Annotated in this window: 20 protein-coding genes; 5 read left to right on the top strand and 15 right to left on the bottom strand. The window is 64.7% G+C overall.

Annotated elements, in window-relative coordinates; all coding sequences use genetic code 11:
- Positions 1–56: 56 nt before the first annotated feature.
- Entirely contained in the window at positions 57–572 is a 516-nt protein-coding gene (locus tag ABOA88_RS09920; protein WP_196171043.1) for a dihydrofolate reductase, read from the bottom strand.
- Between the two features lie 53 nt (positions 573–625).
- Between ABOA88_RS09920 and ABOA88_RS09915 the strand changes: the two genes are divergently transcribed.
- Positions 626–2,017 carry a DUF2868 domain-containing protein gene (locus ABOA88_RS09915; RefSeq protein ID WP_367851506.1) on the top strand — a complete coding sequence of 464 codons (1,392 nt, stop codon included), beginning with the start codon at positions 626–628 and terminating at the stop codon, positions 2,015–2,017.
- Entirely contained in the window at positions 2,010–3,374 is a 1,365-nt protein-coding gene (locus tag ABOA88_RS09910; RefSeq protein ID WP_367851505.1) for a GTPase/DUF3482 domain-containing protein, read from the top strand. The genes ABOA88_RS09915 and ABOA88_RS09910 overlap by 8 nt, the downstream gene beginning before the upstream one ends.
- A 100-nt stretch (positions 3,375–3,474) precedes the next feature.
- Here ABOA88_RS09910 and ABOA88_RS09905 read toward each other — a convergent pair whose 3' ends face one another.
- The 6 genes from ABOA88_RS09905 to ABOA88_RS09880 all read right to left on the bottom strand — a co-directional run bounded on the left by ABOA88_RS09905 (position 3,475) and on the right by ABOA88_RS09880 (position 11,299).
- Positions 3,475–4,026, bottom strand: coding sequence for a phosphonate degradation HD-domain oxygenase (locus ABOA88_RS09905; protein ID WP_196171046.1), 552 nt, complete (start codon positions 4,024–4,026; stop codon positions 3,475–3,477).
- A gap of 131 nt (positions 4,027–4,157) precedes the next feature.
- Positions 4,158–5,183 carry a putative 2-aminoethylphosphonate ABC transporter substrate-binding protein gene (locus tag ABOA88_RS09900; RefSeq protein ID WP_070571742.1) on the bottom strand — a complete coding sequence of 342 codons (1,026 nt, stop codon included), beginning with the start codon at positions 5,181–5,183 and terminating at the stop codon, positions 4,158–4,160.
- A 30-nt stretch (positions 5,184–5,213) separates the two neighbouring features.
- Entirely contained in the window at positions 5,214–6,938 is a 1,725-nt protein-coding gene (locus tag ABOA88_RS09895; protein WP_196171047.1) for a putative 2-aminoethylphosphonate ABC transporter permease subunit, read from the bottom strand.
- A gap of 1 nt (position 6,939) precedes the next feature.
- Positions 6,940–8,004 (bottom strand): putative 2-aminoethylphosphonate ABC transporter ATP-binding protein, encoded by a 1,065-nt coding sequence (locus ABOA88_RS09890; RefSeq protein ID WP_367851504.1) that lies wholly within the window; start codon positions 8,002–8,004, stop codon positions 6,940–6,942.
- Between the two features lie 156 nt (positions 8,005–8,160).
- Positions 8,161–9,030, bottom strand: coding sequence for a LysR family transcriptional regulator (locus ABOA88_RS09885; RefSeq protein ID WP_196171049.1), 870 nt, complete (start codon positions 9,028–9,030; stop codon positions 8,161–8,163).
- Between the two features lie 10 nt (positions 9,031–9,040).
- On the bottom strand, positions 9,041–11,299 hold the full coding sequence (locus ABOA88_RS09880; RefSeq protein WP_196171050.1) for a heavy metal translocating P-type ATPase: 2,259 nt from the start codon (positions 11,297–11,299) through the stop codon (positions 9,041–9,043).
- Between the two features lie 112 nt (positions 11,300–11,411).
- Here ABOA88_RS09880 and cadR point away from each other — a divergent pair, with 112 nt between their 5' ends.
- Positions 11,412–11,855, top strand: coding sequence for a cadmium resistance transcriptional regulator CadR (gene cadR / locus ABOA88_RS09875; RefSeq protein ID WP_043208688.1), 444 nt, complete (start codon positions 11,412–11,414; stop codon positions 11,853–11,855).
- Between the two features lie 127 nt (positions 11,856–11,982).
- Here cadR and ABOA88_RS09870 read toward each other — a convergent pair whose 3' ends face one another.
- The 3 genes from ABOA88_RS09870 to ABOA88_RS09860 are packed head-to-tail and all read right to left on the bottom strand — an operon-like array spanning position 11,983 to position 14,611.
- The gene (locus ABOA88_RS09870) at positions 11,983–12,954 is read right to left on the bottom strand and encodes a thymidylate synthase (protein ID WP_196171051.1); all 972 of its coding nucleotides are present in this window, start codon (positions 12,952–12,954) and stop codon (positions 11,983–11,985) included.
- A gap of 48 nt (positions 12,955–13,002) precedes the next feature.
- A complete protein-coding gene (gene lgt / locus ABOA88_RS09865; RefSeq protein ID WP_043208691.1) occupies positions 13,003–13,812 on the bottom strand; it encodes a prolipoprotein diacylglyceryl transferase in 810 nt (269 codons plus the stop codon).
- A 16-nt stretch (positions 13,813–13,828) separates the two neighbouring features.
- Entirely contained in the window at positions 13,829–14,611 is a 783-nt protein-coding gene (locus ABOA88_RS09860) for a sulfite exporter TauE/SafE family protein (protein ID WP_196171052.1), read from the bottom strand.
- A gap of 131 nt (positions 14,612–14,742) precedes the next feature.
- Between ABOA88_RS09860 and ABOA88_RS09855 the strand changes: the two genes are divergently transcribed.
- Positions 14,743–15,489 carry an NRDE family protein gene (locus tag ABOA88_RS09855; protein WP_196171053.1) on the top strand — a complete coding sequence of 249 codons (747 nt, stop codon included), beginning with the start codon at positions 14,743–14,745 and terminating at the stop codon, positions 15,487–15,489.
- Between the two features lie 58 nt (positions 15,490–15,547).
- On the opposite strand, the gene ptsP is transcribed toward ABOA88_RS09855, so the two are convergent.
- From ptsP to ilvA, 4 genes are all read right to left on the bottom strand, one after another.
- Positions 15,548–17,827 carry a phosphoenolpyruvate--protein phosphotransferase gene (ptsP, locus tag ABOA88_RS09850; protein ID WP_070571747.1) on the bottom strand — a complete coding sequence of 760 codons (2,280 nt, stop codon included), beginning with the start codon at positions 17,825–17,827 and terminating at the stop codon, positions 15,548–15,550.
- A gap of 22 nt (positions 17,828–17,849) precedes the next feature.
- Entirely contained in the window at positions 17,850–18,329 is a 480-nt protein-coding gene (locus tag ABOA88_RS09845) for an RNA pyrophosphohydrolase (protein ID WP_029614755.1), read from the bottom strand.
- Positions 18,330–18,602: 273 nt separating this feature from the next.
- A complete protein-coding gene (locus tag ABOA88_RS09840; protein WP_196171054.1) occupies positions 18,603–19,028 on the bottom strand; it encodes a DUF2269 family protein in 426 nt (141 codons plus the stop codon).
- 38 nt (positions 19,029–19,066) lie between these two features.
- Complete coding sequence (gene ilvA / locus ABOA88_RS09835; protein WP_196171055.1) at positions 19,067–20,581, bottom strand: threonine ammonia-lyase, biosynthetic; 1,515 nt, start codon at positions 20,579–20,581, stop codon at positions 19,067–19,069.
- Between the two features lie 141 nt (positions 20,582–20,722).
- On the opposite strand from ilvA, the gene rpiA reads away from it, so the two are divergent.
- A complete protein-coding gene (gene rpiA / locus ABOA88_RS09830; RefSeq protein WP_043211467.1) occupies positions 20,723–21,397 on the top strand; it encodes a ribose-5-phosphate isomerase RpiA in 675 nt (224 codons plus the stop codon).
- Between the two features lie 243 nt (positions 21,398–21,640).
- On the opposite strand, the gene ABOA88_RS09825 is transcribed toward rpiA, so the two are convergent.
- The gene (locus tag ABOA88_RS09825; RefSeq protein ID WP_367851503.1) at positions 21,641–22,564 is read right to left on the bottom strand and encodes an SdiA-regulated domain-containing protein; all 924 of its coding nucleotides are present in this window, start codon (positions 22,562–22,564) and stop codon (positions 21,641–21,643) included.
- Positions 22,565–22,631 lie beyond the last annotated feature (67 nt).

Raw genomic sequence — 22,631 nt, 5'->3', positions numbered from 1 at the left:
GGTGATCCTTGGGAAGCGAGTTCACCTGCGAAGGGCTGCAATGCAGCCCAGCCATCTCAAACCTTGTCCCACACCTCGAAGTGATACGCAGGCTTGTCTTCCTCGGCCTGCGGCTCACTCGACACCAAACGCCAGTGAGCCTTGTCGAACTCAGGGAACCACGCATCCCCCTCCGGCGACAGCTCCACCCGGGTCAGGTACATGCGGCTGACCAAGCCCTTCTCCAGCGCCTGCCCGTACAACTGCGCCCCGCCGATCAACATAAGTTCGCCGACGCCCTGTTCCCGCGCCCACTGCTCGGCCCGTACCCGAGCTGCCTCCAGCGAGGGAAACACCTCGGCGCCCTGCAATTGCAGGCCCGGCTGGCGGCTGACCACGATGTTCAGGCGACCCGGCAAGGGGCGGCCCAGCGAATCCCAGGTCTTGCGCCCCATGATGATGGGCTTGCCCAGGGTGGTGGCCTTGAAGTACTTGAAGTCCCCCGGCAGGTGCCAGGGCATGGTGTTGTCGATGCCGATCACACGGTTCTCGGCGAGCGCCGCGATCAGGCTGAGGGGGAGTGATGTATTCATGGTGGCGAGGATAGCACCCGACGCCTGGGTTATGCTTTGCCCTGACTTGTGCAATGGAAGAGCTCGTGACTGCACCCACCCTATTCGACAAACGCTGGCTCACCGAAGCGGTGCGCCTGCGCGAGGAACAGGCCGGCACCCTGGAGGATCAGGAAGCCAACCGCCGCGCCCGCCAACAAGGCGGCGACCTGGCGGCGCGCATCGAAACGCGCGCGCTGTGGCTGGCCGAACGCGATGGTATGACCCAGGCCCTGCGCCACTGGAAACAGGGCGCGCGCCTAGCCTTGCTGGCCCTGATGGTACTGGCCGCTCTCAGCGGCGCCAGCCTGGGGCTGGCGGCCCTGGGCGACGGGCAGCGCCCGGTGAATGTGTTCTGGGCCCTGGGCAGCCTGCTGGGGCTGAACCTGTTGATGCTGCTGGGTTGGGCCGCCGGGCTGTTGCTGGCAGGCGAGCACGACGCCGGCCTTGGGCGCCTGTGGCTATGGCTCAGCGAACGCCTGGCCCGTGATGCTCAGGCCGCGCACCTGGCCCCGGCCCTGCTGGTGATGCTGCAACGCCAACGGCTCAACCGCTGGCTGCTCGGCGCGCTGGTGCATGGCCTGTGGCTGCTGGCAATGGTCGCCGCAGTGGGCATGCTTCTGGCGTTGCTGGCCACCCGGCGCTACGGCTTCGTCTGGGAAACCACCCTGCTCGCCGCCGAACCGTTCATCCATCTGACCCAGGCCCTCGGCGCTCTGCCCTCGCTGCTGGGCTTCGCCGTGCCCGACGAAACCCTGATCCGCGCCAGCGGCGACACCCTGCCCGCGCTCGACCTGGCACGCCAGGCCTGGGCCAGCTGGTTGCTCGGCGTGGTGCTGGTGTACGGATTGCTGCCGCGCCTGTTGCTCGCCCTGCTCTGCCTGTGGCGCTGGCGCCAGGGTCGCGCGCGCTTGAACCTGGACCTGAACCTGCCCGGCTACAGCCACCTGCGCGAGGTGTTGATGCCCAGCAGCGAACGGCTCGGCGTGCAGGATGCCGCGCCTGATGCCCTGCACGCGTTCCAGGCCGCCCAATTGGACGTCCAGGATGGCGGCGCCGTGCTGGTCGGCCTGGAGCTGGATGACCAGCGCCCCTGGCCGCCCAGCCTGCCCAAGTGCGTGGCCAACGCAGGCGTGCTGGACAGCCGCGAATCGCGCAACAAGCTGCTGGAGCAACTGAGCCGCTTCCCGCCAGCCCGCCTGGCCATCGCCTGCGACCCCCGTCGCTCGCCTGACCGTGGCAGCCTCGCGCTGCTGGCCGAACTGGCACGTAACGCAGGGGCCACACGCATCTGGCTGCTCCAGGCCCTCCCAGGCGAGCCGCTGGACGCCGATCGCCTGGGTGACTGGCATGACGCCCTGGATCGCGTCGGCCTGCCCCACGCCGACACCTCGCCCATGACCTGGTTGGAGCACGGCCATGACTGAGCCCCTGAAGCTGGCCGTGGTCGGCCACACCAATGTCGGCAAGACCTCACTGCTGCGCACCCTGACCCGTGACGTCAGCTTCGGCGAGGTCTCCCACCGGCCGAGCACCACCCGCCACGTGGAGGGCGCGCGGCTGTCGGTGGATGGCGTGCCGCTGCTGGAGCTGTACGACACGCCCGGCCTGGAAGATGCCATCGCCCTGCTCGACTACCTGGAACGCCTGGAACGCCCCGGCGAACGCCTGGACGGCCCGGCACGGCTGGAGCGGTTTCTCCAGGGCAGCGAGGCGCGCCAGCGTTTCGAACAGGAAGCCAAGGTCCTGCGCCAACTGCTGGCGAGCGATGCCGGGCTCTATGTCATCGATGCCCGCGAGCCGGTGCTGGCCAAGTACCGCGATGAGCTGGAAGTCCTGGCCAGTTGCGGCAAGCCCTTGCTGCCCGTGCTCAACTTCGTCGCCAGCCAGCAGCATCGCGAGCCTCAGTGGCGCGAAGCCCTCGCCCGTCTTGGTCTGCACGCCCTGGTGCGGTTCGACAGCGTGGCGCCGCCCGAGGATGGCGAACGGCGCCTGTACGAGAGCCTGGCCCTGCTGCTCGAGGACGCCCGCCCCGCCCTGCAACGCCTGATCGACGACCAGCAGGCCCAGCGCAAGGCACGCCAGCAAAGTGCCAAGCGCTTGATCGCCGAGTTGCTGCTCGACTGCGCCGCCTGCCGACGCAGCGTCGAAGCCGAACCTGCCGCCGAAGCCCAAGCCATCGAAGCCCTGCGTCATGAGGTGCGCCAGCACGAGCAACGCTGCGTCGAAGCGCTGCTCAAGCTCTATGCCTTCCGTCGCGACGACGCCCATGCCGGCGAACTGCCCTTGCTCGACGGGCGCTGGGGGGATGACCTGTTCAACCCGGAGACCCTGAAGCTGCTAGGCGTGCGCCTGGGCAGCGGCGTGGCGGCCGGGGCTGCCGCCGGGGCCGGCGTGGACCTGCTGGTGGGCGGCCTGACCCTGGGCGCCGCCGCCCTGGCCGGGGCCATTGCCGGCGGCGCACTGCAAACGGCGCGCAACTACGGGTCGCGCCTGATGGGCAAGCTCAAAGGCCAGCGCGAGCTGACCGTGGACGACACAGTGCTGCGCCTGCTGGCGCTGCGCCAACAACAGTTGAGGGTGGCGCTCGACAGCCGCGGGCATGCCGCGCAAGACAGCATCCGCCTAGGCGAGCCGGATGAAAAAACCTGGCGTGAGGGCAAGCTGCCCGAGGCCCTCAAGCGCGCCCGGGCACACCCCCAGTGGTCGACGCTCAACCCTGGGGCGCGGGTCAACCAGGCCGAGCGGCAGGAGCAACTCGAAACCTTGGTGAACGACCTCTAGATCCCTTCGCGGGTAAACCCGCTCCCACAGGCTTGAGTCGTTCGCACAAGGCGATACATGCAGGTCCATGTGGGTGCGGGTTTACCCGCGAAGGGGTCCGTCAGAGCAACGCCAGGGCCTTTTCCTTGAGCAGCGCCAGGTCGATCACCGGTACCCCGACTTCCTTGGCCATTTCGTCCCACTCGCGCATGCGCAGACTGACCTTGAACAACGGGTCCTGCTCGAACGCATCGGCCTCGGCATCGTTCATCACCCCGCCCTGATATTCGAGCGTGCGCCGGCTCGCCTCGCTCAGGCGGTCGTAGTAACCCGGCTGGCGCAAGGTCAGGTAGCGCTTGGCCTCGACGTGGTACTGCACCAACCGCGCCATGCGCTCGCCGAAACCGCAGCGACGCAGGTACTCGGCCCCGATCCGCTCGTGGCTGACCACCCCATAGCCGCCCATGTCACCTTCGCCCTCCCCGCACAGATGGCCGATGTCATGGAAGAACGCGGCCAACACCACTTCATCGTCGAAGCCCTCGGCCATGGCCAATTCGGCGGCCTGGGACATGTGCTCGATCTGGGTGATCGCCTCGCCGATGTAGTCGTCGGCGCCGTGGCGTTCGTAGAGGGTGAAAGTGGTATGGATGATCTGTTCGGGGGTGGGCATTGCTCATCTCCAGAATTAGGTACCAATACATTCGCGGGTAAACCTGCTGCCACAAGGTTCAGCATGATCCCTGTGGCAGCGGGTTTACCCGCGAATGAGGGCCAGCGGCCCTCGCAAGAGACTAGCCGCGATTACTGCTGAGCGACTTTCTCCGACTTGCCGTCATAACGCTTGCGCCACTCGCTCAGGATCTCGTCGCGGTTCTTCGAGGCCCAGGCGAAATCGTTTTTGATCAGGCGCTGCTCGTAGTCCGCCGGTAGCTCGGTCTGCGGCTTGGCGATGCCAGGGGCGGCAAGCACGGCGAAGTTTTCCTTGTACAGCTCCATGGCCGCGGGGCTTGCCGAGAAGTCGGCCAGGCGCTTGGCGGCCTCGGCCTTCGGCGAGCCCTTGATGACCGCGGTGGCTTCGATTTCCCAGCCCAGGCCTTCCTTGGGCAGGACGATATCCAGCGGCGCACCCTGGCGCTTGAGCTGCACGGCCGGGTACTCGAAGGAGATACCGATCGGGAACTCACCGGCCGCAGCCAGCTTGCATGGCTTGGACCCGGAGTGGACGTACTGACCGATGTTCTGGTGCAAGGCGTCCATGTAGGCCCAGCCCTGGGGCTCGCCGAAGGTCTGCAGCCAGGCACTGACATCCAGGAAGCCGGTGCCGGACGAGGCCGGGTTCGGCATGACGATCTTGCCCTTGTACTCAGGCTTGGTCAGGTCCTGCCAGCTCACCGGCTTGCTCAGGCCCTGCTTTTCGGCCTCAACGGTGTTGAAGCAGAGGGTGGCGGCCCAGACGTCCATGCCAACCCAGGCAGGTGGGTTGGCGGCGTCGCGGTAGTTGGCGGAGATCTTGCCCAGGTCTTTGGGCGCGTAGGCTTCGAGCATGCCGTTCTGATCGAGGATGGCCAGGCTGGAGGCAGCCAGGCCCCAGACCGCGTCAGCCTGCGGGCGGTCTTTTTCGGCCAGCAGCTTGGCGGTGATGATACCGGTGGAGTCACGCACCCACTTGATCTCGATGTCCGGGTTGGCCTTCTCGAAGGCCTGCTTGTAGCTCTTGAGCTGCTCGGCTTCCAGGGCGGTGTAGACGGTCAGTTGGGTCCCGGCGGCCGAAGCCTGCAGGCTGAACACGGCGGATACGGCAGCGACAAGTGCGAGGGGCTTGAACATGATGCGGTTCCTTACAGGGTTGGCAGTCGGTCAATGGCCGGGCGCGCGCTGGCGCCAGGCCTGGGAGCGGCGCAGCAGGCCGCGGGAAGCACCGGCCAGCAGCAGCGAAGCGGTCGCGCTGGTCAGCAGGATCAAGGTGGACATGGCGGCGGCGCCGCCCACATTGCCGGCGTCGTCCATGTTCAACACGGCGACGGCGGCGAGGATGGTGTCGGGGCTGTACAGGAAGATCGCTGCCGACACGGTGGTCATCGCCGAGACGAACAGGTAGCGGATGATGTCCAGCAGCGCCGGCAGGCAGATCGGCACGGTCACCCGCATGAAGTGCTTGTACAGCGGCGCCTTGAGCGATAGCGCGGCGGCTTCGAACTCACCGTCGAGCTGGCGCAGAGCAGTGGTCGCGGTCATCTGCGCCGTGGTCAGGTAGTGGGCGATGGTGCACACCACCAACAGCGCCATGCCGCCATAGAGCACGTGCAACGGGTTGCCGTTGAGGTTGAAGAAAAACACATAGCCCAGGCCCAGGACGAGGCCCGGCACCGCCATGGGAATGAAGCTCAGCAGACGCAGGGACTGGTTGAGCAGGCGCTGGCCCTGGGTCTTCTCCATCAGGTAGGCGCCGGTGAAGATCACCAGGCTGCCGATCAATGCCGTGGCCAGGGCCATGGTTACACTGTTGCGGTAGGCCAGCCAGCCGCCACCGGCAGTGTCGTCGAACAGGTAGTGCTTGAACGACAGCGACAGGTTGTACGGCCAGAATGTGACCAGCGACGAGTACACCGCCATACCGATGACCACCAGCAGCACCGCGCAGACCAGCAGCACGATGGCCAGGAAGCACGCATCACGGCGGCGCGACGGCTGGGGCTGGAACACCTGGGCACGGCCACTCATGGCATCGCCCTGGCGTCGGCGCAGCCAGGCATCGACGGTAAAGCTCAGCAGCGCCGGCACCAGCAGTACCATGCCGATCAGCGCCCCCCGACCGAACTGCTGCTGGCCAACCACCGCCTTGTAGGCTTCCAGTGCCAGCACCTGATAGTCGCCTCCTACCACGACCGGTACGCCGAAATCAGTGATGGTCAGGGTGAACACTAGGCAGAACGCGGCGAAAACCGCTTGGCGCGTGCCGGGCCAGGTGATGCTGCGAAACGCGCGCCAGGGCCCGGCGCCCATGCTCGACGCGGCATCGAACAGACGTGCATCCGCCAACGACAAGGCCGACAGCAGGATCATCAAAGCATGGGGGAAGGTGTAGATCGCCTCGCCCAGCACGATGCCCCAGAAGCCATAGACGTTATCGGTCAGCAGCCCGCGCAGCAGGCCCTGGTTGCCGAACAGGTAGACCAGCGCGATCGCCGGCAGCATCGACGGTGCCAGCAGCGGCAGCAGCGAGATGCCTCGCCACAGCCCCTTGGCGGGGATCAGCGTGCGTTGCAAGGCATAGGCGAACAGATAGGCCAGCGGCACGACAATGGCCGCGACACTGAAGGCCACCTTCAGGCTGTTGCCCAACAGCCAGTGGAAGTTCTCGCTGGCGAACAGTTCACGGGCGGCGACCAGGCCACCACCCTGACCGGCTTCACCACTGAAGCCACGCCAGAAGATCGCCAGCAGCGGCATCAGTACGGCGAGGATGAGCAGGAGCAGCAGCAAGCACTTGCCGCCGACGACGAAGAGTCGATCGCCCAGGGCGACACCAGTGCGTGGTGCCGCCTTGGCCTGGGGGATCGCGACGGACAGGGGCGCGGCCATCTCAGGCAAAGACCTGCAGGCTGCGCGGCGGCAAGGCCACCCAGATGTCCTGGGACCCCAGGCGTGGCATGGCCTCTGGCGCCAGCTCCGCCAGCAGCGAATGGCCAGGCAGGGCCTTGAGCTCGAAGCTCATGCGGCAGCGGTTACCCAGGAAGGTGATCTCCTGGACCATGGCCGGGAACAGGTTCTCCTCATGCACCACCGGGTTGACGGTGATCGCCTCAGGGCGGCAGAACAGTCGGCCGCTGCTGCTGTGCACCGCCCCAGGGGCCAGGCGCATGTTCATGCCACCCACCTGGGCATGGCTGTCGCCGCTGCGCTGGAAGGGCAGCCAGTTGCCCTGACCGACGAACTCGGCCACGAACGGCGTGGCGGGCTGGTCGTAGATTTCCTGCGGGGTGGCGTACTGCTCGACCTGACCGTTGTTCATCACGGCGATGCGGTCGGCCATCAACATGGCTTCGTCCTGGTTGTGGGTCACCATCAAGGTAGTGATGCCCAGCTGGCGCTGCAGTTGGCGCAGCTCGGCGCACAGGTGCTCGCGAACACGCGCATCGAGCGCCGACATGGGCTCGTCGAGCAACAACAGCGAAGGCGACGGAGCCAGGGCGCGGGCCAGGGCCACGCGTTGCTGCTGGCCGCCGGACAGCTGGCCGGGGTATTTCTTCTCGCTGCCCGAGAGACCGACCAGTTCGAGCATCTGCGCCACACGATGGCGGGCCTGTTCGCGGCTGCTGCCGGTCAGGCCATAGGCGATGTTGGCCTCGACGGTCAGATTGGGGAACAGCGCATAGGACTGGAACAGGATGCCGTAGTCACGGGCCTGGGGCGGCAAGTGGGAGATATCGCGCTCGCCGATGTACAGCTCGCCACGGTCCTGGCGCTCTAGACCGGCGATGCAGCGCAGCAGCGTGGTCTTGCCACAGCCGGAAGGGCCCAGCAGACAGACCAGCTCACCGGCGGCGATGTCCAGGGAGACATCGTTGAGGGCCGTGAAGGCGCCGAAACGCTTGTGGATATTGCGCACTTTCATTTGTGCGCCCGGAGCGGGGATAGCGTTGTTCATGACAGGGCCTCATCGAACAGATGGGGCCATGCTAGGAACTCAATGCGAAGGTTATGTGGCTGGTAAGCAAAAGCTGCCGATAGTGCCATTCACGAATTTTTGTAGTGAACTCAACGGCCCTTTCGCGGGTTTACCCGCGAAGAAGCCAACACCGATCTAGAACTGTGACCCAACCACCTCTTGCGCCACGCCCAGGAAGGCCGCCGGCAACCTGGCCTGACGCCGCTCCTTGAGGCAGTACAGGTACTCGTGCATCACCGGTGCATTCTCCAGTGTCAGCACGCGCAGCTCAGGGTTATGCGGCACTTCATGGCGGGCAATGATGCTGATGCCGATGTTGCGCAGCACCGCCTCGCGGATCGATTCGCGGCTGCCGATTTCCAGCAGCGTCCCACCGTTGATCCCGGCCTCCTCGAGCATGCGCTCGGTCAGCTTGCGGGTGGTCGAACCGGGTTCACGCATCAACAGGCAGTGCCCGGCCAAGGCGTCGATGGAAACCGCCTGGCGATGGGCCAGCGGGTGGTTGCGGTGCACCGCCACCACCAGCGGGTCGCTGCCCAGCGCACGGCGTACCAAGCGGTTGTCCTCCACCAGTTGGGACGAGGCAGCGATGTCCACCCGGTAGTCCTCGAGCATCTCCAGCACCTGTTGGGAATTGCCGATTTCCACGGTCAGCTCCACCTGTGGCAGACGCTCGCGAAAGATCTTCACCAGATCGAGGATGTAGTAGGGTGCGGTGGCGGCGATGCGCAAACCACCCTGGGCCTGGCCACTGTTGCGCAGCTCGAACTCGATCTCGGCCTCCTGTTGCAACAGGGCCTTGACCATCGGCAACAGCCGCCCGCCCTCCTCGCTCAACACCAGGCGCCGCCCACCCCGGTAGAACAGCTCCACCGCGTACTGGCTCTCCAGGTTGCGGATCTGCGTGGTCACCGTGGGCTGGCTGAGCCCGAGCTTCTTCGCGGCCAAGGTGATACTGCCCAGGCGGGCCACCATGTAGAAGGCTTTGAGCTCGGCGCTCAGCATCGGGTTACCTCTATTTGCGCAACAGGCGCAAGCCGTTGAACACCACCAGCAGGCTTACGCCCATATCTGCGAACACCGCCATCCACATGGTTGCCATGCCCGCGAAGGTGATCGCCAGGAAAATCGCCTTGATGCCCAATGCCAGAACGATGTTCTGCGTCAGGATCGCCGCACTTTGGCGCGACAGCCTGACGAAGGCGGGAATTTTGCGCAAGTCATCGTCCATCAGCGCCACGTCGGCGGTCTCGATGGCGGTGTCGGTGCCAGCCGCCGCCATGGCAAAGCCGATCTCGGCGCGGGCCAGGGCCGGCGCGTCGTTGATGCCATCACCGACCATGCCGACACGATGCCCTTGGCCATACAGCGCCTCGATGCTGCCAAGCTTGTCCGCAGGCAACAGGTTGCCCTCGGCGCGGTCGATGCCCACCTGGGCGGCGATGGCCTGTGCGGTATGGGGATTATCGCCGGTCAGCATGACAGTCTTGATACCCAGCGCATGCAGCTCGGCGATGGCCTGGCGGCTACTGTCCTTGACCGTGTCCGCCACGGCGAACAGCGCCAGCGGTCCTGAGCCATCGAGCAGCAGCACGACGGTCTTGCCCTGGCGCTCGAGCTGGTCCAGTTCGGCCTCCAGAGCCGGCGAGCACAGGCCCAGCTCCTCGACCAGGCGATGGTTGCCCAGGTGGTACAGGGTGCCGTCGATCTCGCCCCGCACGCCGCGACCAGCCAGGGCGGTGAACTCACGCACGTCGCTCAGCTCCAGGGCCTGCGCCTGGGCATGCTGGGCGATTGCGCCCGACACCGGGTGGTCGGAACGCGCCGCCAGGCTTGCCGCCAACGCCTGGGCGCGGCCTTCGAACAACGGGTCGAGCACCTTGCTGTCGGTTTGTACCGGCTTGCCATAGGTGATGGTGCCGGTCTTGTCCAGGGCCAGGAAGTCCAACTTGCGCCCGCCTTCGAGGTACACGCCGCCCTTGATCAGGATGCCCTTGCGCGCCGCTGCCGCCAGGCCACTGACGATAGTCACCGGGGTGGAGATCACCAGGGCGCACGGGCAAGCCACGACCAGTAACACCAGCGCGCGGTAGATCCAGTCGAACCAGGCGCCGGCCATGAACAACGGCGGGATGATCGCCACCGCCAGGGCCACCGCGAACACCGCCGGGGTGTAGATGCGCGAGAACTGGTCGACGAAGCGCTGGGTAGGCGCCCGGGCGCCTTGGGCCTCTTCGACGGCCTTGATGATGCGCGCCAAGGTCGACTGCCCTGCCGCGGCAGTGACCCGGTACTCCAGGGCACCGGCCTGGTTGATGGTGCCGGCGAACAGCTTGTCGCCGACAGCCTTTTCGACCGGCAGGCTTTCGCCGGTGATCGGCGCCTGATCGACGCTCGATTGCCCACTGACCACTTCGCCGTCCAGGCCGATGCGTTCACCGGGACGCACGCGCACCAAGGCGCCGATAGCCACATCCCGCACCTCGACCTCACGCCATTGGCCGTCAGCCTGCTGCACCGTGGCCAGGTCCGGGCTCAGTTGCATCAGCCCACCGATGGCATTACGGGCACGGTCCAGCGAGCGTGCCTCGATCAGTTCGGCGACCGTGAACAGCACCATGACCATGGCCGCTTCCGGCCACTGGCCGATCAGCACGGCACCGGTCACGGCGATGCTCATCAACGCATTGATGTTGAGGTTGCGGTTCTTCAGGGCGATCCAGCCCTTCTTGTAGGTGCCCAGGCCACAGCCGAGGATGGCCGCCAGCGCCAACACCGCCACGACCCACTCCGGAGCCTTGCCGGAGAAGTGCACGAGCTCGGCGGCAATCGCCGCCACACCCGATAGCGCGAGCGGCCACCAACGGGGCTTGTGGGCCTGGGGCGCGGCTGGGGCATCATCACCCTCAGCACTCATAGGCTCGGCCTTCATCCCCAGGCTGTCGATGGCCTGCTCGATCTGGGCAGTACCTTCCAGCGTGTGGCGCACGCCGAGCACGCGGTTGATCAGGTTGAATTCCAGTTGTTCGATGCCCGCCAGCTTGCCGAGCTTGTCCTGGATCAGGCTCTGCTCGGTGGGGCAGTCCATGGCCTCGATACGGAAACGGCTGAGCCGTGCCTGTCCACTGGCCCTCTCGGTCAGTTGCACCCTGGCTGGCGCGGCGCTGGAGCTGCAGCAACCGTGACCATGGGAGGCATGGCTGTGCGCCTTGTCGCCATGATCGTGATCATGGCCGTGGTCATGCTGATGTTCGGGGCTGACAGGCTGGTTCATGGAATCATCCTTAACGTGAGCGCTGACCTCTGCAGGTATCCACAGAGCGGGTTGTTGCCAAGTGAACACCCTGTAGCCACTATAGGGTCAAGCCCCTTTCCTGGAGATTGCCATGAAGATCGGAGAACTGGCCAAGGCCACCGAGTGCGCCGTGGAGACCATCCGCTACTACGAGCGCGAGCAATTGCTACCGGCACCCGCCCGCACCGAAGGCAACTACCGGCAATACACCCAGGCCCATGTGGAGCGCCTGACCTTCATCCGCAACTGCCGCACCCTGGACATGACCTTGGACGAAATCCGCAGCCTGTTGCGCCTGCGCGACAGCCCCGACGACTCGTGCGGCAGCGTCAATGCGCTGATCGACGAGCATATCGAGCATGTGCAGGCGAGAATCGACGGGTTGATGGCGCTGCAAGCGCAGTTGGTGGAATTGCGCCAGCAGTGCAACGCCAAAGGATCGGAGTGCGCAATCCTTCAGCAATTGGAGACGAACGGGGCGGTATCAGTACCCGAAACCGAGCATTCCCATGTGGGCCGCAGTCACGGGCATTGAGGGGGGCCGCTGCAATCGCATTCGCGGGTAAACCCGCTCCCACAGTTTCCCGGCGCTCTCAAGAACACCGCTGTACCTGTGGGAGAAGCCTGCGATGGGCTGCGAAGCAGCCCCAGCCCTCTAAGGGTCAGACCGCCATCGGCGCGGTCATCGGCGCATGGTGCTCGTACCCTTCCAGCCAGAAGTCGCTCGGCTCGATCTTCTCCAGCCACTCGGGCTCGTACTTGCCCGTCTCTGCGAACGCCGGCACGCGGTCGCTGATCACCAGTTTCGGCGCCGCCAATGGCTCGCGCTTCATCTGCTCGCTCAGCATGTCCAGGTGGTTTTCATACACATGGGCATCGCCGATGAAGTAGGTGAACCAGCGCGGGGTATAGCCGGTCAGGCGGCCGAACAGCGACAGCAGCGCGGCGCCTTCGGTGAGGTTGAACGGTGTCCCCAGGCCCAGGTCGTTGGAACGGATGTAGAGCGTCAGGGAAATTTCCTTGGTCTCGACATTGGGATGGAACTGGTACAGCAGGTGGCACGGCGGCAAAGCCATTTCATCGAGCTGGGCGCAGTTCCAGCCGTGGAACAGAATGCGGCGGCTGCCCGGGTCGTGGGCGATGGTGTCCAGGCACTGGCGCACCTGGTCGATGGCCTTGTACAGGATGACGAACGCCTGGCCGTCTTCCTCATCCTGGGCGATGCGACGAAAGCCTGCCTTCTCGGCCATCTCGATGGCCGCCGGGTTGCTCAGCGGGATGCGCTTGTAGCCCGGCCATTGGCGCCATTGCACCCCGTAGATCTCACCCAGGTCGTCGTGGCCCTGGCGGAAGGGGTTGGCCAGCCACTGGGCGTTCTCGTTGGCGTTCTGGTCCCAGACCTTGCAGCCCAACTCACGGAACTGCCCGGCATTCTTTACGCCGCGCAAAAAGCCCACCATCTCGCCGATCGCCGACTTGAACGCCAGCTTGCGCGTGGTGATGGCCGGGAAGCCCTTCTGCAGGTCGAAACGCAGCATGGCGCCCGGCAGGCTGATGGTGCGGATGCCGGTGCGGTTTTCCTGCAACGTACCGTTCTCGATGACGTCGCGGACCAGGTCTAGATACTGTTTCATGGCTTACCTGTAGCAAGAACGGCAGGGGGATCGCCCCTGCCGTGAGTGTCAAACGGTGGCCTTGGCCGTAGGTTTGCGGTTGTAGGCCCACCAGATCAGGAAGATGCCGCCGGCGATCATCGGCACGCAGAGCAACTGACCCATGGTCAACCAGCCGAAGGCGATGTAGCCCAGCTGGGCGTCGGGTACCCGCACGAATTCCACGATGAAGCGGAAAATCCCGTAGAACAGCGCGAACATGCCGGAAACGGCCATGGTCGGACGCGGCTTGCGCGAGTACAGCCAAAGGATGACGAATAATGCCACACCTTCGAGGGCGAACTGGTACAGCTGCGACGGGTGACGCGGCAGTTGGGCCGGGTCGCTGAACGGCGGGAAGACCATCGCCCATGGCAGGTCGGTGGCCTTGCCCCACAGCTCGGCATTGATGAAATTGCCGATGCGCCCGGCGCCCAGGCCGATCGGCACCAGCGGGGCAACGAAGTCCATCAGCTCGAAGAACGACTTGTTGTTGCGCTTGCCGAACCACAGTGCCGCCAGCATCACGCCGATGAAGCCGCCGTGGAACGACATGCCGCCCTTCCAGACTTCGAAGATCAACGTCGGATTGGCCAGGTACTGGTGCAGGTCATAGAACAGCACATAGCCCAGGCGCCCCCCGACGATCACCCCCATGGACAGCCAGAACACCAGGTCGGAGAGTTTCTCGCGGGTCCAGGTGGGGTCGAAGCGGTTCAACCGGCGCGAGGCCAGCAGCCAAGCGCCGCCGATGCCGATCAGGTACATCAGGCCGTACCAGTGGATTTTCAGCGGCCCGATGGCCACGGCCACGGGGTCGATCTGCGGGTAAGGCAGCATTGTCATTCCTCTCGGGTTAAATCAAAAAGCTCAGACCGACGCAAAACAGCAGCGCGGCGAACAGACGCTTGAGCAAACGTGGCGACAACCTGTGCGCCAGGCGTGCACCGAATCGGGCGAAGAACATGCTGGTGACCGCGATGCCCACCAGCGCGGGAAGATAGACGTAACCGACGCTGTGAGCCGGCAGGTGCTGTTCGTGCCAGCCCAGCCACATGAAGCTCAGGGCACTGGCCACGGCAATCGGCAAACCACAGGCCGACGAGGTCGCCACTGCTTGCTGCATCGGCAGGCTGCGCCAGGTCAGGAACGGCACGGTCAGCGAGCCGCCGCCAATACCGAAGATCGCCGAGGCCCAGCCGATCACGCTGCCCGCAGCGGTCAGGCCAGGCTTGCCGGGGATACCGCGGCTGGCCTTGGGCTTGAGGTCCAGGGCCATCTGCGCGGCGATCACCAAGGCGAACACGCCGATGATCTTCTGCAGCATCGGGCCTTGGATCAGCGAGGCGGTCTTGGCCCCGACCAGCGCGCCGAGCAGGATGCCCAGGGTCATCCAGGCGAAAATCGGCCACTGCACCGCGCCCTTGCGCTGATGCTCGAGCACGGCATTGATCGACGTGAAGACGATGGTCGCCAGCGACGTGCCGACGGCCAAGTGAGTCAGTACCGACGGGTCGAAGCCCTGCAGGGTGAAGCTGAACACCAGCACCGGCACGATGATGATGCCACCGCCCACACCGAACAGCCCGGCCAACACACCGGCGCAGGCCCCCAACAGCAGATAGAGTACGAATTCCATTCGTCGCCCCCCATGGAAACAATCCGCCATGGTAGCGGAAGCCAGCCCCGTGGCTCTAGTGAACTCTCTGTCAGGTGATGGATAGACGCAGGCCTAGTGGGTAGAGTGGCCAAAACAACCGAGGCCCTGACATGTGCCTGATCGTTTTCGCCTGGCGGCCGGGGCACGCCCTGCCGCTGATCGTCGCGGCCAACCGTGACGAGTTCTACGCCCGCCCGACCCAGGCCCTGGCCGTCTGGGAGGACGTCCCCGGCGTGTATGCCGGTCGCGACCTGGAAGCCGGCGGCACCTGGCTGGGCATCGGCCCCCAGGGGCGCTTCGCGGCGCTGACCAACATCCGTGACCCACAGCAGCCACTCGGGCCACGCTCACGCGGCGAGCTGGTGGCGGCGTATCTGCGCGGGGACCTCGGCGTGGAGGCTTACCTCGACCAGGTGGCCAACCGCAGCAGCCAGTACTCAGGATTCAATCTACTGGTGGGCGATGCCGGGCAGCTGGGTTACCTGAATGCGCGCCAGACCTCGCCGCGCCTGCTGGAGCCTGGTGTGTACGGGCTGTCCAATGCCGGGCTGGATACGCCCTGGCCCAAGCTGGTCAAGGCGCGTAGTGGGCTGGAGGCGTTACTTGAGGATCCTCAGCCAGAGCATCTGCTGACGTTGCTCGCCGATGCAGCGCCGGCCCATGACAGCGACCTGCCGGAAACTGGCGTGGGGCTGGCGACCGAGAAGCTGCTGTCGAGCGTGTTCATTGCCAGCCAGAACTATGGAACACGGGCGAGTACGGTATTGCTGGTCGATGACCAAGGGCGTCGGCGAATCATCGAGCGCAGTTTCGGGCCCTTTGGCGGGCACTTGGGAGAGGTTGAGCTGCTGGTCTGAAAGGCGTTGGTGTATCGGCCTCTTCGCGGGTTTACCCGCGAAGAGGTCAGGAGTGATGTCAGAGGGTCTTGTTGGCCCCAGGCCCGATCATCCGCGCCAGCCCCAGGTTCTTCAGGGCCAATTGCAGCGAGCTGTGGATAACCTGCGGGTTATCATGGCTCATGGCATCGACCAGCAGTTCCTTGGCCTTGCTCATGTTGATCTGACGCAGCATCCACTTCACCTTCGGCAGGTTGGTGGCGTTCATCGACAGGCTATCGAAGCCCATCGCCATCAGCAGCACGGCGGCAGCCGGATCGCCGGCCATCTCACCGCAAATGCTCACCGGTTTGCCTTCTTCATGGGCGACGCTGACCACGGTCTGCAAGGCCTGCAGCACCGCTGGGTGCAGGTAGTCGTAGAGATCGGCGACGCGCGGGTTGTTGCGATCGACCGCCAACAGGTACTGGGTAAGGTCGTTGGAACCGACCGACAGGAAGTCCACCTGGCGCGCAAGCTCGCGGGTCTGGTACACCGCGGCAGGAATCTCGACCATCACCCCGACCGGCGGCATCGGCACGTCGGTGCCTTCGTCCCGTACCTCGCCCCAGGCGCGATGGATCAAGTGCAGCGCCTCCTCCAGCTCATGGATGCCGGAGATCATCGGCAGCAGAATGCGCAGGTTGTTCAGGCCCTCGCTGGCCTTGAGCATGGCGCGGGTCTGCACCAGGAAGATTTCCGGGTGGTCGAGGGTCACACGGATGCCACGCCAGCCCAGGAAGGGGTTTTCTTCTTTGATCGGGAAGTACGACAGCGCCTTGTCACCGCCGATATCGAGGCTGCGCATGGTCACCGGCAGCGGATGGAACGCCTGCAGCTGCTCACGGTAGATCGTCAGCTGTTCCTTCTCGCTGGGGAAGCGCTGGTTGATCATGAAGGGCACTTCGGTGCGGTACAGGCCCACGCCTTCGGCACCACGCTGCTGGGCACGGGCGACATCGGCCAGCAGCCCCGTGTTGACCCACAACGGCATGCGGTGGCCATCCGGGGTCACGCACGGCAGCTCACGCAGGGCATCCAGCCCCTGGGCCAGCTGGCGCTCCTCCTCGACCACGTCGCTGTACTGCTTGCGCAGCACCTCGCCAGGGTTAGTGAACACCTCACCCTTGTAGCCGTCGACGATCATCTCGATGCCGTCGACTTTCGAGTACGGCAGGTCGACCAGGCCCATGACCGTCGGGATGCCCATGGCCCGAGCCAGGATCGCCACGTGGGAGTTGCCCGAACCGAGTACCGACACCAGACCGACCAGCTTGCCCTCCGGGACCTCGCCAAGCATCGCCGGGGTCAGCTCCTCGCTGACCAGAATGGTGTTGTCCGGGTAGACCAACGTCTGCGAGCGCGCCTCCTGGAGATAGGCCAGCAGGCGCCGGCCCAGGTCCTTGACGTCCGATGCCCGCTCACGCAGGTAATCGTCGTCCATCAGTTCGAAGCGGCTGACGTGCTCGCCCACCACCTGGCGCAAGGCGCCCTGGGCCCATTGGCCGGTCTTGATGACCTGCGCCACCTCGCCGCCCAGGGCCGCATCCTCGAGCATCATCAGGTAGACGTCGAACAGCGCGCGCTCTTCCGGGCGCAGCTGGGTGGCGAGCTTGGCCGACAACTTGCGCATGTCGGCGCGCACACCTTCCAGAGCGGTGTTGAACAGCTTGAGTTCGGTGTCGATGTCCTCGACGGTCTTGTCCGGGACCACTTCCAGGTCGGCCGGCGGCAGCATCACCACGGCCTTGCCGACGGCAGCGCCCGGCGAGCCCGGCACACCGACGAAGCGCGCCTCCTGGATGCCCTTGCCCTGGCGGCCCAGGCCTCGGATGGAGCCGGTCGCCTCGGCATGGGCGATAACGCCCGCGAGCTGGGCGCTCATGGTGACCAGGAAGGCTTCTTCGCCTTCGTCGAACTGGCGGCGCTCCTTTTGCTGGATGACCAACACCCCGACCACGCGACGGTGGTGGATGATCGGTGCACCGAGGAAGGAGGCGAAGCGCTCCTCGCCGGTTTCGGCGAAGTAGCGATAACGGGGGTGGGCGGCGGCGTCTTCGAGGTTCAGCGGCTCTTCCCGGGTACCGACCAGGCCGACCAGGCCTTCGTTGGGGGCCATGCTGACCTTGCCGATGGAGCGTTTGTTCAAGCCCTCGGTGGCCATGAGCACGAAACGGTTGGTATCCGGGTCGAGCAGGTAGACCGAGCAGACCTGGCTGCCCATGGCTTCCTTGACGCGCAAGACAATGATCCCCAACGCCGTCTTGAGATCTTTGGCGGAGTTCACTTCCTGGACGATCTTGCGCAGCGTATTGAGCATGGCTCGGGGTCGGACTCCGTCGTCAGTCGCGCGTCAACAAGCGCGGGGCTAGCTCTTTCAAGGCGCGGCGATAGACCTCACGCTTGAATGTCACCACCTGGCCCAAGGGATACCAGTAGCTGACCCAACGCCAGCCGTCGAATTCCGGCTTGCCGGTCAGGTCCATGCGTACCCGCTGCTCATTGCTCACAAGGCGCAGCAGGAACCACTTCTGTTTCTGGCCAATGCACAGGGGCTGGCTGTGGGTGCGCACCAGGCGCTGGGGTAAACGATAACGCAACCAGCCACGGGTGCAGGCAAGAATTTCCACATCCTCGCGTTCCAGGCCTACTTCTTCGTTCAGCTCGCGGTACAGGGCATCTTCCGGCGTCTCGTCAGGGTTGATGCCACCCTGGGGAAACTGCCAGGCATCCTGGTTGATCCGCCGAGCCCATAGCACCTGCCCGGCATCATTCGTGAGAATGATCCCGACATTGGGGCGAAAACCATCCGGGTCGATCACGGCAGCAACCTCGCAAACGCATGTCAACGCATTGTTCCACAAAGCTCACGAGCGCAGCAACGCGCCCGCCAAGCTTATGTGCGGCGAGGTGAAAACTCTGTGTTCGATGGGGTCTTGCCGGGGCCCGGCGCATGAACGCCGCCGAGAGTCTGGTAACGATATACCGCGGTTTCATGAAGGGTTGGTGACGAAGCACCGGGGCGGCGCCAGCGCCTACAGTCGAAAGTGGATCTGCGTGAAGCCCGCGATGGGCCGTGAAACGGCCCCTGAGGGTCAGATCGGCTTGGCGCCCATCAGCCCGGCGATGGAGAGGAAGCAGACCCCACTGATCAATGCCAGCGCCAGGGTAAAGCGCAACCCCGTGGGTTCGGCCTTGCGCAGCCGGTTGAGGCGTACCAGCAACCACCAGACACTGAACGCGCCCACGGTGTAGATGACGCTGGAAGCCAGTACCCAGGTCTGCCCCAGGGGCCACCCGATCAAGTGCACCAACCACCAACCGGTGAACGGCATGCTCACCAGACACACCCCCATCAATAACCAGACGAACACCAGCGGCCGGCGCAGCAACTTGCCGTAGGCCTCGGCATCGCCACGACGGCGGGCGACGACGGTCCAGGTCGCCAGGCCCAGCGCGCCCAGCAGCAACAACACGGTGGCACCGATGTGCAGGGCCTTGAGGGTGGTCAGGTATTCCATGTCTTCACGTCCTTGAGCGATAGGGCAAGCTTAGTCGTTTAGCCCAGGAACAGCTTGTAGGCCGGGTTATCGGTCTCGTCCCAGTACGGGTAGCCGATCTTGGCCAGTGCCGCCGGTACCAGGTGACGTTCGTCATCCGGTACTTGCAGGCCCGCGACCACTCGGCCATCGGCTGCACCGTGGTTTCGATAGTGGAACATGGAGATGTTCCAGCGACCACCGAGCTTGTTGAGGAAATTGAACAGCGCCCCTGGCCGCTCGGGGAACTCGAAACGCAGCACCATTTCGTCACTGGCGCCCGCCGAGTGCCCACCGACCATGTGGCGGATATGCAGCTTGGCCAGTTCGTTGTCGGTCAGGTCGGTGACGGGGAAGCCTTGCTCGGTCAGTTGCTGAACCAGCACCGCCCGCGGATCGGTTTCGGGGTGAGTCTGCACGCCCACGAAGATGTGCGCTTCCTTATCGGCGTGGTAACGGTAGTTGAACTCGGTGATCTGGCGCTTGCCGATGGCCTCGCAGAATGCCTTGAAGCTGCCCGGACGCTCCGGAATGGTCACGGCGATGATCGCTTCGCGCTTCTCACCCAGCTCGGCGCGCTCGGCCACATGGCGCAGGCGGTCGAAGTTGACGTTGGCGCCCGAGTCGATCGCCACCAGGGTCTGGCCGGATACGCCGTACAGCTCGACGTACTTCTTGATACCCGCTACGCCCAAGGCGCCTGCAGGTTCGGTGATCGAGCGGGTATCGTCGTAGATATCCTTGATTGCAGCGCAAATCTCGTCGGTACTGACCGTCACCACCTCGTCCACATGGTGTCGGCAGATATCGAAGGTATGCTGGCCGATCTGTGCCACTGCCACGCCGTCGGCGAACAGGCCGACCTGCGGCAGCACCACGCGCTCGCCGGCAGCCATCGCGGCCTGCAGGCAGTTGGAATCGTCCGGCTCGACGCCGATCACCTTGATCTCGGGACGCAGGTACTTCACGTAGGCGGCAATGCCGGCGATCAGGCCACCGCCGCCGACGGGCACGAAGATCGCGTCCAGGCGCCCAGGGTGCTGGCGCAAGATCTCCATGGCCACTGTGCCTTGACCGGCAATGGTGTGAGGGTCGTCATAGGGGTGGATGTAAACGAAGCCCTTTTCGTCCACCAGCTTGAGCGAATACGCCAGCGCCTCGGGGAAGGAGTCGCCGTGCAGCACCACCTTGCCGCCGCGCGAGCGCACGCCTTCGACCTTGATCTCCGGGGTGGTCTTAGGCATCACGATGGTTGCCTTGATACCCAGTTCGCGCGCCGCCAGGGCCACACCTTGGGCATGGTTGCCAGCCGAGGCGGTGACCACGCCGCGAGCCAGTTCTTCTGGGCTCAGCTGCGCCAGCTTGTTGTACGCCCCGCGGATCTTGAAGGAGAACACCGGCTGCAGATCCTCGCGCTTGAGCAGGACCTGGTTGCCCAGCCGCTTGCTCAACTGGCCAGCGCTCTGCAGCGGGGTTTCGACCGCGACGTCGTAGACGCGCGAGGTGAGGATCTTCTTGACGTACTGTTCGAGCATCGGGAAAGCATCACTGGCCGCGGGACAAGGCCTGGGAGTCTACCGCAGCGCTACGTCGGGCGACCACAGCGAAACCAAGGTTTTACCGGCGCTTGCGTCTATAATACTGAGCTTTGAAATCCCGCCCCTCTCGGAGCCCGCATGACCCAGGACCAACTCAAACAGGCCGTCGCCCAGGCTGCCGTCGACTTCATTCTGCCCAAGCTGGATGAGAAAAGCGTCGTCGGCGTCGGCACCGGTTCGACCGCCAACTTCTTCATCGATGCCCTGGCCAAGCACAAGACCGCCTTCGACGGCGCCGTCGCCAGCTCCGAAGCCACCGCCGAGCGCCTGAAGTCCCATGGCATCCCGGTGTACGAACTCAACAGCGTCAGCGAACTGGAGTTCTATGTGGACGGTGCCGACGAGAGCGACGCGCATCTGAACCTGATCAAGGGCGGCGGTGCGGCCCTGACCCGGGAGAAGATCGTCGCGGCGGTGGCCAAGACCTTCATCTGCATTGCCGACGCCAGCAAGCTGGTGCCCGTGCTGGGCGCCTTCCCGCTGCCGGTCGAGGTGATCCCCATGGCCCGCAGCCATGTTGCTCGCCAGCTGGTCAAGCTCGGCGGCGACCCGGTGTATCGCGAAGGCGTGGTGACCGACAACGGCAACGTCATTCTCGATGTGCACAACCTGCAGATCACCGACCCGGTCGGCCTGGAGTCGCAGATCAACGCCATTGTCGGCGTGGTCACCAACGGCCTGTTCGCGGCGCGTCCGGCGGACCTGCTGCTGCTCGGCACCGCCGAAGGCGTCAAGACGCTCAAGGCCGAGTAACCCTTCTGGGGCTGCTTTGCAGCCCATCGCAGGCTCGCCAGTTTCCAGCGGTTTCCGCTGGAAACTGGCGACCTCAGGTTCCGACCTACTCGCGACCCGCCTTCAATCTGTCCATTGCCTGAAGAGGTAGCGCAAGGCACAACACCAGAACAAGGAACAGGCGTGAACGACGACACATGAAGATAGATCCGATAAGAAAGGCCGGAATCTAATCAGGGTCGACCGAAATAAAACTAAATGCCGTCAGTTCTTTTTGAATCGATAGAAAAGGTCTGGCTCGCTCACCATGTACAGGTTGCCCTGGTCATCCGTCGCCACGCCCTCGGCGCGCGGAATGGTGTGTTTCAAGCCGTTGAAACCGCCGAGCAGCGTCATGAAGCTGACCTGCTCGCCCTTTTCGCCCAGTTCTAGCAGCAGGTGGGAATCAGCCGACAAGACCAGCAAATGGCCGGTGCGGGGGTCGACCCACAAGGCGGAGAGATTGCGCACATCGAGCTGGTCGCTGGCCAGGACCTGCTTTTCGCCCTTGAGCGGGCTTTTGCCATCGGTGCTCCAGGCATACAGTTTGGGCGGACGCTCTTCACCCAACAGCAGGCGCTGGCGTACCGGGTCCCAGGCGATGGCCTCGAAACCCTTGTTGCGGTTGGCTGACTTGCCCAGGTCGTGGTGCGGATGGTCCGCATAGGTCAAGCTGGAGGTGCTGGCATCCACGGTCACCAGGGTCATGTCATGCTTGCGCTCGTCGACGATCGCGATCTGGCCATCGGCCAACACCGCGACCCCTTCGGGGTTGGCCCAGCCCAGCAGCGGGATCTTGCGCAGCACATCGCCCTCAAGGTTCAGCTCGACCAGGAAAGGGTTGTTCCCCATCACCGCGAACAGGGTGCGGGTAAACGGATTGAATGCCAAGTCCGATGGCTCGTCGTCCGACATGCCCGGCAATACCTTGGCATCGATGTCCGCCACGTAGTCCGGCAGCCAGACGCTTTCGCCGCGCTCGGCCTTGCTCTCGAAGCGCTCCTTGACCCACAGCACGGCGCGATCATCCCAGTGCATGATCACCGCCAGGGCATAGCCCAACACTGCAACCACCCCTACCCATACCTGCCAGCGCCGGAAAATACCGCGCTTGCGAAGTAGGCGTGGAACACTGGAGGTAAATGCCATAAAAGAGCGCTTCCTGGTATCGCCGAGCTCTCCATAACTTCGGCTAATGAAAATATCCGGGGCATTA

This window comes from Pseudomonas sp. PKS, from assembly GCF_051913525.1.
Lineage (GTDB): Bacteria > Pseudomonadota > Gammaproteobacteria > Pseudomonadales > Pseudomonadaceae > Aquipseudomonas > Aquipseudomonas guariconensis_D.
Note: the sequence above shows the minus strand (reverse complement) of the source record. Positions and strands in the feature narration are given on the sequence as shown.

What these genes read in the sequence shown, in the direction of transcription:
- ABOA88_RS09890 (WP_367851504.1), bottom strand. Translation starts at nt 8,004, where the DNA reads ATGAACAACGCTATCCCCGCTCCGGGCGCACAAATGAAAGTGCGCAAT.
- ABOA88_RS09905 (WP_196171046.1), bottom strand. Translation starts at nt 4,026, where the DNA reads ATGCCCACCCCCGAACAGATCATCCATACCACTTTCACCCTCTACGAA.
- lgt (WP_043208691.1), bottom strand. Translation starts at nt 13,812, where the DNA reads ATGCTGCCTTACCCGCAGATCGACCCCGTGGCCGTGGCCATCGGGCCG.
- ABOA88_RS09870 (WP_196171051.1), bottom strand. Translation starts at nt 12,954, where the DNA reads ATGAAACAGTATCTAGACCTGGTCCGCGACGTCATCGAGAACGGTACG.
- ABOA88_RS09915 (WP_367851506.1), top strand. Translation starts at nt 626, where the DNA reads ATGGAAGAGCTCGTGACTGCACCCACCCTATTCGACAAACGCTGGCTC.
- rpiA (WP_043211467.1), top strand. Translation starts at nt 20,723, where the DNA reads ATGACCCAGGACCAACTCAAACAGGCCGTCGCCCAGGCTGCCGTCGAC.
- cadR (WP_043208688.1), top strand. Translation starts at nt 11,412, where the DNA reads ATGAAGATCGGAGAACTGGCCAAGGCCACCGAGTGCGCCGTGGAGACC.
- ABOA88_RS09895 (WP_196171047.1), bottom strand. Translation starts at nt 6,938, where the DNA reads ATGGCCGCGCCCCTGTCCGTCGCGATCCCCCAGGCCAAGGCGGCACCA.
- ABOA88_RS09860 (WP_196171052.1), bottom strand. Translation starts at nt 14,611, where the DNA reads ATGGAATTCGTACTCTATCTGCTGTTGGGGGCCTGCGCCGGTGTGTTG.
- ABOA88_RS09840 (WP_196171054.1), bottom strand. Translation starts at nt 19,028, where the DNA reads ATGGAATACCTGACCACCCTCAAGGCCCTGCACATCGGTGCCACCGTG.
- ptsP (WP_070571747.1), bottom strand. Translation starts at nt 17,827, where the DNA reads ATGCTCAATACGCTGCGCAAGATCGTCCAGGAAGTGAACTCCGCCAAA.
- ABOA88_RS09855 (WP_196171053.1), top strand. Translation starts at nt 14,743, where the DNA reads ATGTGCCTGATCGTTTTCGCCTGGCGGCCGGGGCACGCCCTGCCGCTG.
- ABOA88_RS09900 (WP_070571742.1), bottom strand. Translation starts at nt 5,183, where the DNA reads ATGTTCAAGCCCCTCGCACTTGTCGCTGCCGTATCCGCCGTGTTCAGC.
- ABOA88_RS09880 (WP_196171050.1), bottom strand. Translation starts at nt 11,299, where the DNA reads ATGAACCAGCCTGTCAGCCCCGAACATCAGCATGACCACGGCCATGAT.
- ABOA88_RS09920 (WP_196171043.1), bottom strand. Translation starts at nt 572, where the DNA reads ATGAATACATCACTCCCCCTCAGCCTGATCGCGGCGCTCGCCGAGAAC.
- ABOA88_RS09910 (WP_367851505.1), top strand. Translation starts at nt 2,010, where the DNA reads ATGACTGAGCCCCTGAAGCTGGCCGTGGTCGGCCACACCAATGTCGGC.
- ABOA88_RS09885 (WP_196171049.1), bottom strand. Translation starts at nt 9,030, where the DNA reads ATGCTGAGCGCCGAGCTCAAAGCCTTCTACATGGTGGCCCGCCTGGGC.
- ilvA (WP_196171055.1), bottom strand. Translation starts at nt 20,581, where the DNA reads ATGCTCGAACAGTACGTCAAGAAGATCCTCACCTCGCGCGTCTACGAC.
- ABOA88_RS09825 (WP_367851503.1), bottom strand. Translation starts at nt 22,564, where the DNA reads ATGGCATTTACCTCCAGTGTTCCACGCCTACTTCGCAAGCGCGGTATT.